The organism is Bacillus sp. JJ864 (assembly GCF_036963045.1).
Lineage (GTDB): Bacteria > Bacillota > Bacilli > Bacillales > Bacillaceae_G > Bacillus_A > Bacillus_A pseudomycoides_C.
In genome coordinates, this window is the sequence record NZ_JBALLY010000148.1 from 1 (window position 1) to 12,023 (window position 12,023).

11 protein-coding genes are annotated in these 12,023 nt (G+C 33.3%); 1 reads left to right on the plus strand and 10 read right to left on the minus strand.

The genetic code is table 11. The annotated features are described in order from the left end of the window. The 10 genes from V7024_RS20120 to V7024_RS20165 all read right to left on the minus strand — a co-directional run. Window positions 1–320: glycosyltransferase family 2 protein (locus V7024_RS20120; RefSeq protein ID WP_335523204.1), on the minus strand; the 320-nt coding region annotated here is incomplete at its 3' end. A 148-nt stretch (window positions 321–468) separates the two neighbouring features. Continuing rightward, on the minus strand, window positions 469–1,665 hold the full coding sequence (locus V7024_RS20125; RefSeq protein ID WP_335523177.1) for a glycosyltransferase: 1,197 nt from the start codon (window positions 1,663–1,665) through the stop codon (window positions 469–471). A 9-nt stretch (window positions 1,666–1,674) separates the two neighbouring features. Beyond that, window positions 1,675–2,406, minus strand: a complete 732-nt coding sequence (locus tag V7024_RS20130; protein WP_335523180.1) for a glycosyltransferase family 32 protein — start codon at window positions 2,404–2,406, stop codon at window positions 1,675–1,677. 58 nt (window positions 2,407–2,464) lie between these two features. Then, window positions 2,465–3,526, minus strand: coding sequence for an EpsG family protein (locus V7024_RS20135; RefSeq protein WP_335523182.1), 1,062 nt, complete (start codon window positions 3,524–3,526; stop codon window positions 2,465–2,467). Between the two features lie 32 nt (window positions 3,527–3,558). Continuing rightward, window positions 3,559–4,452, minus strand: a complete 894-nt coding sequence (locus tag V7024_RS20140) for a glycosyltransferase family 2 protein (protein ID WP_335523186.1) — start codon at window positions 4,450–4,452, stop codon at window positions 3,559–3,561. 5 nt (window positions 4,453–4,457) lie between these two features. Then, the gene (locus tag V7024_RS20145) at window positions 4,458–5,567 is read right to left on the minus strand and encodes a glycosyltransferase family 1 protein (protein WP_335523189.1); all 1,110 of its coding nucleotides are present in this window, start codon (window positions 5,565–5,567) and stop codon (window positions 4,458–4,460) included. Next, on the minus strand, window positions 5,552–6,706 hold the full coding sequence (locus V7024_RS20150; protein WP_335523192.1) for a glycosyltransferase family 4 protein: 1,155 nt from the start codon (window positions 6,704–6,706) through the stop codon (window positions 5,552–5,554). The genes V7024_RS20145 and V7024_RS20150 overlap by 16 nt, the downstream gene beginning before the upstream one ends. 57 nt (window positions 6,707–6,763) lie before the next feature. Continuing rightward, window positions 6,764–8,590, minus strand: coding sequence for a polysaccharide biosynthesis protein (locus tag V7024_RS20155; RefSeq protein WP_335523194.1), 1,827 nt, complete (start codon window positions 8,588–8,590; stop codon window positions 6,764–6,766). Window positions 8,591–9,323: 733 nt separating this feature from the next. After that, window positions 9,324–9,986, minus strand: coding sequence for a CpsD/CapB family tyrosine-protein kinase (locus V7024_RS20160; RefSeq protein WP_335523197.1), 663 nt, complete (start codon window positions 9,984–9,986; stop codon window positions 9,324–9,326). Continuing rightward, window positions 9,935–10,678, minus strand: a complete 744-nt coding sequence (locus V7024_RS20165) for a YveK family protein (protein WP_335523200.1) — start codon at window positions 10,676–10,678, stop codon at window positions 9,935–9,937. The genes V7024_RS20160 and V7024_RS20165 overlap by 52 nt, the downstream gene beginning before the upstream one ends. A 933-nt stretch (window positions 10,679–11,611) precedes the next feature. Here V7024_RS20165 and V7024_RS20170 point away from each other — a divergent pair. Beyond that, window positions 11,612–11,956, plus strand: a complete 345-nt coding sequence (locus V7024_RS20170; protein WP_335523202.1) for a hypothetical protein — start codon at window positions 11,612–11,614, stop codon at window positions 11,954–11,956. Window positions 11,957–12,023: the final 67 nt, after the last annotated feature.

Consider the following 12,023-nt stretch of genomic DNA (forward strand, 5'->3'; position numbering starts at 1 on the left):
ATATTAGTATTGAAATTAAAATCTGTATAATTCAATACCCCATATTCTGAAATATCTTTATAACCACAACATACTAAATCAGAATTTGAGTTGATCATTTTATTTAGTAATAATTCAACATAGTATTTATCCACTGTATCATCAGCATCAATAAAGGTTACATATTCTCCTGTTGAATTTAAAATCCCCTTATTCCGCGCTTCAGATGGTCCACAATTATCTTGATAGTGATACATTATTCTCTCTTCTTTTACTTTATATTTATTAATTATCTTTTCGCTTTGATCAATTGATCCATCATTTACGATTACAATTTCAATATTTTTGTAGGTCTGATTACAACTTTACATTATACAGTTAGACAAATATTCCTCACAATTATAAACAGGTACGATAATACTTACCTTCGGAACCATCTTTACTTCCTTTCAAATTTTTATTTTCGAATATCAAATCAATCGGCCCTCTTTAGTCAACTAACACTTCATACAACTTTTCTAATTCGTAACCATTAGAATAATCTGTTTTAACACAGTTATTGATTAATTCTTTTCTCATAACAGAATCCTTATATAATTTTTCGATTCCATTTGCTATTCCCTCAACTGACAATTCTGTAATATATCCATCAACTCCATCTCTTACTTGACTTTTTGCAGTTGTATAATCCGTTATCATAATTGGTTTTGAAAGTATTTGAGCTTCACATACCGTAACAGCCTTTCCTTCATACCTAGACGGTTGTACATATAGATCCGCTTCTTTTATATATGGATATGGATTCGTTTGTTTCCCTAGTAGTATAAAATCAGCTTCAAGTTTCAAATCTTTTATTAAGTCTTTGATCATCGCTTCATCTCCTCCATATCCAACTACATACCAAACAATATCATTATAACTTTTATCTTTTAACATCTTTAAAGCTCTAACAGCACTATCAATTCCTTTTGCATGAGACAATCTTGCTACTGTTACAACTTTAAACCTCTGATCAACAGCCATTGGATTATTAACTTCTGCATTTGCCATTTGTTTAATAAACTCTGGAGAAGTTATGTTTTCTATTACAACAACTTTATTTTCTAACTTGTTATATTTGTTTACAAACGAATTTTTGCATGCTTCTGATACAGCTACAATATAATCAAATTTATTCCACATGTTTAAATCCATACTTACATCCGGCTCTATAGTGGAATAATCTGTATGAATCCATGCTATTTTCTTTTTAGCCGTAATCTTATCGGCTATAAAATAATGCGGCCACAAAAAACTAATAGCTACGTCATACTCCTTATCTACTTTCGGAAGAAATGGTAAAGCATACTTCCACATTAATTGCATCTGATAATACCCTGGTTCTGTTATTCGTTTTGTTCGTCCTATAAATTCAGCCTTTACCTTAGATAGAACTCTTGCCAGTCCAATACTGTACTGTTTATCTTTAAACGTTTCACCTATGGACTTTCTAAAAGTTGTATACTGCGAAATTTCGTCTAATAAATTTACTTTACTCGTAATTAAATCCATAAAATCACCTTGATGCCTATATAGCATCAAATCAACTGCATAGTTTTTGTAATCAAAGTTTTCAAGCATACTTATTAGACTTCTTTCTACTCCTCCAACTTCCATGTCAAAAGAGGCTATTAATATATTTTTCATTTTTGTCTCCTAAGTTCTCGAAACTAATTTTCTAATTCTAGCTATATTTTCTCCACCGATAACTTTGGATGCTATTACCTTTATGCTACTCTTTAATCTCGCTTCAGGTGACAACCAACTCTTATAAAAATGATGCATTGCATATGTGTTTTCGGTTATGAATTTTCTACAATTAATATAGTCATACGGCGAAAAATATGTTTGCGGATAAAAAGCTCCTATCCCCTCTATTTCCTGATATTCTCCGTTTGTTTTTAGCCCTGCATTTTTCAATATCTCTGTTATAACGGATACATTAGTCAGATCATCGTAGCTTCCATCCTCTTTCATAAATTTCTTCTCTCCATATGAATCTAAAAAGATTTTTATGAGCGTATTCCCCTTTACTGCTCCTATTGTACTTGTAGCAATGTAATTTTCTTGCTCAAATCCCCAAAACGAGTCATGATGTAACATTTTATCGAATGGTTTGAATACTTCGACATCTGTATCCAAGTAAATCCCCCCAAATTTATAGAGAGCATATACTCTTACGAAATCACTAACAAATGCAAATTTTCTCGATTCATAAGCTTCTTTTACATATGAATTACAATTTACATCAAAGTTATCTTCATTCCATTCTCTTATTTCATATTCCGATAAGTTCTTTTTCCAGCTTTCTATACATCTTTTAACTATGACAGGTTTTTCTTTTTCTCCAAACCAGCAGTAATGGATGATGCGAGGGATTTTTTCCATATTTCTAAACGTAAACCTCCTTTACCTTCTTGTATATTTCTATGAGGAAAGAATAACATTATAAAAAATTACTCTTATAAATAATCCTCAAAGTAACTACATGCTCATAAACAAAATAAACAAAGTAACATACTACAATTGCGTAATAGATAAACTTCCGATCCTTTTCAGCAAATACCTTTACAACCCAAGAAATTAATATTAATTGGTACAATCCAAAATAAATGGAAAACCTTGCAAAAATCCAATTTTGTGTTGAAATAAGCATAAAAACCATGCCTAATAAAGCCAGATTTACAATATAATCACTCTTCGGAAAGAGCGCTCTAAGTCTTTCCCTACCGAGATAAGCAAGTATAAGTGGTGTAGCATCAACAGCAACTCTAAGTATATTGGCACCACCTTCATGAAAATCCTTATAGTGACCATACTGAGTATCCCCTATCGCAGCAAAGAAAACTTCAGAAAATTGATTAAATCCTATTACGATGAGTACCGCTAAAAAAAGGAGAATAAACGTTGTTGTGGACCAAGCTTTTCTTCGAATTATAAAGTATATTGGTATAAGAACGAGTGCACTTTGATGAATTGTTGATGCAAGTAGAACCATGAGGATATATTTTTTCCAGTTCCCATCAAAAATGTATTTTGTGGCAGCAAAAATAATAGCTGCAGCTAAGTATTGCCTGATTCCGTTCATTGATGTTAAATACATCCCTGACGCAATATAGACATATAAACTTAAATCAATTAACCTAGAATACTTATATAAAACGGATACAATTATTACATTTGTTATTAATGCTGTAATAAAAACCATGACTTGCGGATCATCGGTATACTTTTGTAAAATCATTTGAAAAGTATTAAATCCTATGTCTTTACTTTTTCGAATATATTCCCAATTGTAATCAGTAACGGTATACGCATGCATATAATAATATGTATCTCCAATATTATTTCGAAGGCCAGCTACCAATACAAGAGATAGAGTTGCTATCAGGATAAGAAACTGATTAGGTTTTATCAATGCAGGTCTCGATGTCATAGGAATGGCAAAATATCTAGCAAAAAAAGAGAATATAAACACTATAGCGAGATTCATCCAAAGTATGGTCATTTGTTATTTCCTTTCAACATGTTACTAAACCCCTATGTTACTTCTAACATTCTTGTTTTTGCTGTGATGTAACAATAAAGTGCAATCCCAAACGGAATAGCAAAAAACGTAAGAGTTTTACAAGGTGCCTCCCTCATAAACCTTCTATTTTTAGATATAAGACTACTAGATATATAGTGAATAGCTTGTCTGTATTTAAATGATTGGCTTACAAACGGCAACTTCATAAGCTCCTTACGATAAAAAGCAAAACCTTTTGGATTTCTCCGGTACTGTTTTAGCATGTTCATAGATGAACCATCAGGCAAATATTCAACACAACAAAGGACTTCATTCATCAGTAACATTTCGTATTGTCTATCAAACATATAGTACTTATACGCTAATCCTACATATTTTTCATTTTTAAAAATTGGGTATGGATACTGCTTCGTTAGTTCCGTGCGATATACAAGCTTTTTATCACCAGTTACATTATGCTTGTTATAGAGATTAAAAAGTGTGGAGCGTTTAAGATTTTCGGGTAACTTCGAACCAATGATTTGTCCATCTGTGTATGAATCCAATCCAATTATGCCACTTACCTCATCATTTCCACATCTTTCCCAAAAAGAAAGAATTTTTTCCACAGCATCATCCGGCATGTAGTCATCAGAATCAATACATACATTTAGTTCCGTGTCGATCATCTCATAAGCTGTATTGTGAGCACCGTGCATACCTTGATTTTGTTGCCAATAATAGTTTATTTCTATACAATTTTCAGCTCTCCAGCTGTTTACCAATTCTTTTGTATGATCACTGGAACCATCGTCTATAATTAACCATATAAAATCCTTGTTTGTTTGACGCTTCAAACTTTCATAACATTTATGAAGACAATATGCCCTGTTATAAGTAGGCGTAAAAATAGTTAACTTCTTCAACTGATTCACCTCGACACTGCTAAATAAAAATCTTGCGTTAATTCCGCAGTTTTTTTTATATCATATCCTTTTTTAGATAACGCTTGATCTGGCATATTTCTCGGTAAGTCCCTAGATGCTACGCTTTTTATTTTTTCTATACATATCCCCTTATCAGTCAGAGGGAAATACTCAACTAAATTCATACCCAAATCGACTTCCTTTGTAACAGCATCTGATATAATACAAGGTAAACCTGCTCCTTGTGCCTCTATAAGAGTAACCGGCAGACCTTCATAAATAGATGGAAATACAAACACATCAAATGCTTGAAGCAACCGATTAATATCATTTCGTATCCCAAGAAACTTTACACTATCTCTTAAATCTAGCTCCTCTACTTTCTTTTCCATCTGTAAGCGCAGTGGACCATCTCCTGCTAATATAAGAATGCAATTTGGTTCTAGTAGAAGTAATTGAGCAAACACATCTACAAGAAAAGAATGATTTTTTGGATAGGCAAATCTCCCAACGTGTCCAATTACGAGAGTATCTTGGTGAAGTTGCAGTTCCTCTCTTACCTGTTTTCTAATTTTTGGAGAAAACGAAAATTCCTCATATTCTATTCCATTCTTTAAAATTTTAGCCATATCCGCTCGACCCGCAAATAACCACTGAGCCGCTGTATTCGAACATGCTAACAAATGCGTTGCACATGGTAAAATAAATTTCCCTGCATACCATTTATACAATTTTGCCGCAATGCCGCCCTCACTGCTCGTACTATGACTATGAGCAATTCTAATTGGTATACCCGCTTTTTGAGCCGAACGGAGGACAAATCCGCTCATTTTATCCATGTGGGAGTGCACGATTTTATATTCTTGATGAGACGAAAAGAAAGTATCTAAAGTTTTGATGTATCCTGTATGTCCAACATCGGTAACATATGGTACTCTATGAACTTTTCCACCTAACGCTACTATTTCCTCATCGAATACACCTTCTTTACAAGTTAGAAAATCAAATTGGACTTTAGAGCGATCTAAATTTCGGTATAAATTCATAATTAAAGTTTCAGCCCCACCTCGATTCATATTTACAACTACGTGCAATATCCTTAATGGACAGCCCACTTTAATTCCCCCGTTTCCCCCATGAACATAGCATAAATATCTTCTTTCTCTTCTAACACTCCATGAATAGCGTATTTATTTTCAACTATCTTACGTCCAGTACTCCCAAATTGAACACCCAGTTCAAGCTTTTGCGTAAAAATTTTTACTTTATTAGACATCTCTTCTATATTGTCATGGCTTACGATCCAACCATTTTCACCATTAAGAACAAGCTCCCTGTGCCCTCTATTATCAGTAGCTACAACCGGAAGAGCGCAAGCCATCGCCTCCATGATATTCACTGGTAAACCTTCCCGAAGACTAGATGCAACAGCAAGATCACACATTGGTAATAATGAAGCAATATCATTTCGATAACCAAGGAAATGAACCATCTCGGCAACTCCTAGACGAAAAGCTAGTTTTTTACACTCCTCCATTAATGGACCGTTTCCTGCAAGTAAAAGCTTTGCATGAGGAACTTCATTCTTTAATAAGGCTAATGATTGAATCAAGAATTGCTGGTTTTTGTTTTTATTAAATTCAGCAGCGTAAAACATTAAAAAATCGTCTGGCTTAAAACCAAATTGCATCTTTAAATTTCGTTTGCGAGCTTCAGTTATCGGTCTAAATTGTTCCGTATCCACTCCTATTCCATGAATGTGTTCAATACTCGCTGCCTTAAATCTATGTTTCACGGCAAGATTATAATCTTCTTTATTAATTGTTATGAGACAATCTGTATAATGAGCTAATCCTTTTTCGATTGGATAATATGCAAACCAATTTATAAGCGGGGCACCCTTACAAAAATGAAATCCGTGAGCTGTATAAATCACTTTTGTTCCTTCTCTTCTTGCTGTTCTTGCTGCTAAGCGGGCAAGTAGTCCACCCATTGGAGTATGACAATGAATAATACTGTACTTATTTGTATTTATGATTGCTGTAAGCTCTTTGTATGCATGAAAGTTTTGCAGTTTTAAAGGAGATCTTTGGATAGGAATGTCGTACTTTTTATCTACATATGGAAGCTGTATATTGCCACTTGCAGCAACATGTACCTCCCAGCCTTGCTCTGTGAACCATTTCATATAAGGTAAATGAAATGCTTTGAAATGATAGTCTACTGTTGCACAAAACAAAACTCTCTTAGACACTTAGACCACACCCATTCAACTATATTTTCAATGAAAATACTGCTTTTACATAGACACTTAACTAGATATCGGAATTAAAGCTTTTGAAACATTACGTTTATTAGCCAAATGTAATAGTTTATTTCGCAACTCTTCTTTATTTAAATCTGAGTATGTAGAAATAATTTTTTCAATTTCTTCTATATAAACATCCGTTTCTTTCCCTACATAAATTCTCGGATAAACTTGTTTTTCATTCATTTCATCATTTTTTAGCAACTCTTCAAAAAGCTTCTCCCCTGGTCTCATTCCAGTGAATTCTATTCCTATTTCTTCAATAGAGTTTCCAGATAGTTTAATTAAATTTTTTGCAAGATCAACAATTTTTACTGGTTCTCCCATATCTAACACAAAAATTTCTCCCCCCTTAGCAACAGCTCCAGCTTGTATAACAAGCCTTGATGCTTCCGGAATGGTCATAAAATAACGAACCATATCGGGATGAGTAACCGTAACCGGTCCACCTTTTTGAATTTGCTTTTTAAATAGCGGAATTACACTACCTCGACTTCCTAATACATTACCAAAACGAACCGCAACAAACTTTGTATGACTCATTTTATCTTTATGTTGAATAATCATTTCAGACAACCTTTTCGTTGCTCCCATGACACTTGTTGGGTTCACTGCTTTATCCGAAGAAATCATGACAAACGTTTCTACATCGTGCCAGCTTGCTGCTTCTGCAACATTCATCGTCCCAATCAAATTGTTTTTTACAGCTTCTTCTGGATTATATTCCATTAACGGTACATGTTTATGTGCAGCAGCATGATAGACAACATGGGGACGATATTGATTCATTACCGAAATCATCTTCTTATAATCTTGTATATCTGCAATTTCTGAAATAAACGTAATCTTCGTATCACCATATAACTCTTTCAATTCCATTTCAATTGAGTAAATACTACTTTCACCATGACCTAATAAGATCAATTGCTTCGGATTAAATTTTGCGATTTGTCTACAAATCTCTGAACCAATTGAACCACCAGCACCAGTTACTAGAATGACTTTATCGGTTACATATCCTGAAATGCTATTTATATCCAATTCAACAGGATCTCGACCTAACAAATCTTCTACTTGCACATCACGGAACTCATTAACTGAGACTTTTCCTGTCACTAAATCTTCTAACATAGGGAGAATTTGCGTTTTCGCTTTTGTTTTTGAACACTCTTTAAAAATAGCATTCAAACCTTTTTTACTTAGGGAAGGGATTGCAATTATAATGCTTTCAATATTCAAATCGTGAACGGCACGCTCAATTTGATTCACACCTCCAATTACTGGAATACCTAAAATATCAAGATTATGCTTTTTCTTATTATCATCAATAAACGCAACAGGTAATAATTCTGTATCATTATTCTTTAGCAATTGTCTCGTTATCATTGTTCCAGCAGAACCCGCACCAATTATTAAAGTTCTCTTTTTTGTATCACCTTTTTTAAAATACACATCCCGTAACACCCGCCAAACAAAACGAGATCCTCCGATTAATAAAATGTGAATCATCCAAGTGACAACAAGCAAACGAAAATAAATACCTTTCAAGAATACTTCTTGTACTATAGCCGTGATAACAATAGAGAATGTGATAGCCTTAAAAATAATTAATAATTCTCCTATACTTGCATATTCCCATGCTTTTTTGTACAACTTGTAAATAAAAGCAAATAAATGATGGCTGAGTAATAAAGTTATGGAGCTAATTACTGATGATAACGTAATAACATGGAAACTAGCATTCACTAAAAAATAACTAAAGAAAATTGCACTTAATACAATGAGTGAATCTACTAAAAGTAATAGCGATAATCTTTGACGATATGTCATAAACTTCCCCCCTTTTAGTCATTAATTTTTAAAAAATTAAAGCTTTACTATAAGGTTTTTTCAAAAAACTCATAGTTAAAAACTTTAATAAAAATTGGGCATCTAACCCACCCTCACATCACACTCTTGATGACTGGCATCTAAGGTTTATCGCAACCCACAGCATGACCGAGTTCCTCCATTGATACTGGTAAGGAGACATCACCACATTATAGCTAAAAAAAAGACTTTTTTGTTCTTCATAAAGAACAAAAAACTGAAAGTAACTTTTATCTTCACGAAAATCCTCGCCACTTATGTCCTTTATCTCGAGTAGAGAGTTATTAGATGTTTAGCATGTGTGAAGTTGACACAACTTGCCTGATGCCCCTCCCTCTTCTCCATCGACAAACAACTTTGGTACTCCTTTGAGGTTCCCAATCCGCCCAAACAATTTATCAATATTAAATTTTATGTTTGTTTTTGGAAACCGAATATACTTATCTTGGAATTTATACACTTGTATTATGAATACAATTACTATAATGAATAATTGGATATAGTTTGGAATAGGAGGTCTGCGTCTAAAAGCGGAAGGATGTGCCTAATAATCTTTCATAGAAACAAAAAATGATTTCAATATATGCTTGTAATGTATGGAGAACTTCTTGTTGAAGTGGCTGTAACGATTGATTCGTACATAGGGTATGTGTACACTTAGTGAATATAGGAGTTTATTGTATTGCGAAAATTTTTACACCTTATTATTTAAAATAGCACCTACTAACCGTCCTCTTGTAAAACTTAAGATTCGTTTTGCTTCCACTGCATCCTCATTTACAGTATGATTACAGCTTATTACTAATACTACTCCATCACACTGATCAGCTAAAATACTCGCATCAGTTACATCTAAAACCGACGGAGAGTCAAATAATATGAAATCATATTGTTCCATTGCTTTTTGAATTAGATTCTCCATCGGTGCTGAGCTAAGTAATTCTGCAGGGTTAAAAGGGACTGGGCCACTTGTTAATACAGAGAGATTCCCAACCTCCGTTTGCATGACAGCCCCCTCCAATGTTGCTTTTCCGATTAAAATATCCGTCATTCCAATCATATTTTCTAAGTTGAAGATTTTATGAATGACTGGGCTTCGTAAATTTGCGTCAACTACTAATACCTTTTCCCCCTGCTGTGCTATTGAAACAGCTAAATTAACCGCAGTAGTTGACTTCCCATCTCCAGAACCTGGAGATGTAATAACAATCGTCTGCGCTTTACGATTCACAGATGCAAATTGAAGATTTGTACGAATTGCACGGTATTGTTCAGAGATTTTGGAGTTCGGAGCCAAATAAGTAACTAGGCCTTCTTTCTTAATTTTGTCTGTTTTTCTTCTATTTGTGTAATCCAAGTGTCTCTCCCCCTTAATGCCACCGATCTGCCTTTGCTATATTTGTCTACTATATTTCGTTTATTCATTTTAGAAATGCCCCCTAACGTTGGAATGCCTAATAATTCCTCCATAGATCGCTCCGATTTAATAGTATCATCCAAAGAATCTAGTAAAAACACAAAGCCGATGCTTAATATGATGCCAATAAAAAAGAAAAGCATTATTGTATTTAAATGATTTATGTTTATAGGTACAGGATACTTCGAAGCTTTCGCTTCTGATAAAACGCTAACATTATTAAAATTTAACAAAGTGGAGACTTCTTGCTTGTAAACTGCCGCTGTAGTGTTCGCAATTTTAGCTGCGAATTTGGGGTCAGCATCAACTACATTAATTCTCACTACTTGAGAACCTTGTACACTTTCCGTACTGATTTGTCCGCTTAATGCACTTGCTGATCTGTCAGTATGCAATTCTGCAGCTACTTTTTCTAACACAGCTGGTTCATTAATCATTACTTTAAGTGTGTTCATCATTTCAGCATTATTTGCTTGAATAATGATTCTTGCAGAAGATGCGTATAATGGAGTTTTTAAAAGAATGCTATAAGCCGCACCGGCCAATGTAGTAATTATTGTGAGGACGATAATGATCCATAGCCTTCTTTTTATGACACTAAATAACTTTTTTAGATTAATTTCTTTTTCCATTGGGGCTCCCTCCGCACTTTTTATATTCAAAGATTTAAAGAATTTATCTATGTACATCTTTTCGTGCAAAAGCATACCTTTATGAAGGAAAATACAATTTATTCTATTTAAGGTAAATTTTAGTTTCTTATATAGAACAAGTCAATATAAATATTTCGGTAATTCTTTATTTTTCCCTTTCAAATGAGCTGCTTTTAAATCGACAAACTTCGCTTTTTAATAAATCAAATTTCCCCTTAAAACTTCTAATAACCCTTTATATTGACCTTCTAAAAATATATGTTTCGCCCAAACATTTATTCATTGCATATAAATGTTATTTTTATATTAAATACGTATTCATGATCTTGCGGGTAATGAATCTATATAGACAACTAAAAAACTGACATAAAAGTTCTCCTTCTTTTCAAGAGAAGGCGCCCGTTCGTCTTCAAATCAATGAACACGTTATCTTTATCTCCTACTTAACTCATAGTGTACAAAAGATTATTCTACTTAAAAGTTTTCAATATATATCCCGCTTACAGTTTTAATCCTTCCGCACCTGCATTTCTATAAAATTCAAATTGCATAAAACACCAAATCCCTTTATTTATCTTTATTTGGATACATTTACTAATATTATTTCTCGAAAAATTATGTTAAAGTTGCATGGCATAGGTTTTTACATGTCAGCATTGCATTTTGGTCCCGTATTTTGACGGGGCTTCTTTTTTAGAATATTATCGACTTAATCAATAGAAAAATTATGTTCCCTTCAAAGTGCATTACATTTTAAAAGTGTTTTATCAAAAAAAGCCCCGCTACCAGTAGTATCAGAGCTTACCTCTCTTAGTAAAGAGTCATATATTAATCGCGTTCTGAATATAACCTAACCTTTTATAAGTTTTCACACCATGCTGTAAAACGTTGATATTTAAGTGTATTCATAAAATGGATTTTCAGATTATTATTGTTGGAAAATTAGGTGGTGCTTCTGTTAAAAAAATTGAAGTCAATGAACATTTAGGAACTGATACTCCAGATGACTACATTGTGTTAGCTTACCTCTCTTTTGATAGAGCGAATTCCAAAGGTACAACTAAAAAAATGATTGAACAATATAATAATGAAATTGGTGCTCTCGTAGGTAATATGGAACAAAACGCACAAATATTAACGATTTTTTGGAAAGTTCCATATCAACAAAAAGATACCAATCTAGCAAAAACAAACTTAGAACGAGCAGATACTAAAATGAAATTTAAATCTAATTGGTTTGCTCGTGCATTAAACTAACAATTTTTTTCATCCATTACATTATCATGAGAAAATAATAATCAAACCATAAATATGCAAAATTGCA

Excerpts from the sequence above, each read along its gene's own strand:
- V7024_RS20170 (WP_335523202.1), top strand. The coding sequence starts at position 11,612 with ATGGATTTTCAGATTATTATTGTTGGAAAATTAGGTGGTGCTTCTGTT.
- V7024_RS20135 (WP_335523182.1), bottom strand. The coding sequence starts at position 3,526 with ATGACCATACTTTGGATGAATCTCGCTATAGTGTTTATATTCTCTTTT.
- V7024_RS20130 (WP_335523180.1), bottom strand. The coding sequence starts at position 2,406 with ATGGAAAAAATCCCTCGCATCATCCATTACTGCTGGTTTGGAGAAAAA.
- V7024_RS20125 (WP_335523177.1), bottom strand. The coding sequence starts at position 1,665 with ATGAAAAATATATTAATAGCCTCTTTTGACATGGAAGTTGGAGGAGTA.
- V7024_RS20155 (WP_335523194.1), bottom strand. The coding sequence starts at position 8,590 with ATGACATATCGTCAAAGATTATCGCTATTACTTTTAGTAGATTCACTC.
- V7024_RS20165 (WP_335523200.1), bottom strand. The coding sequence starts at position 10,678 with ATGGAAAAAGAAATTAATCTAAAAAAGTTATTTAGTGTCATAAAAAGA.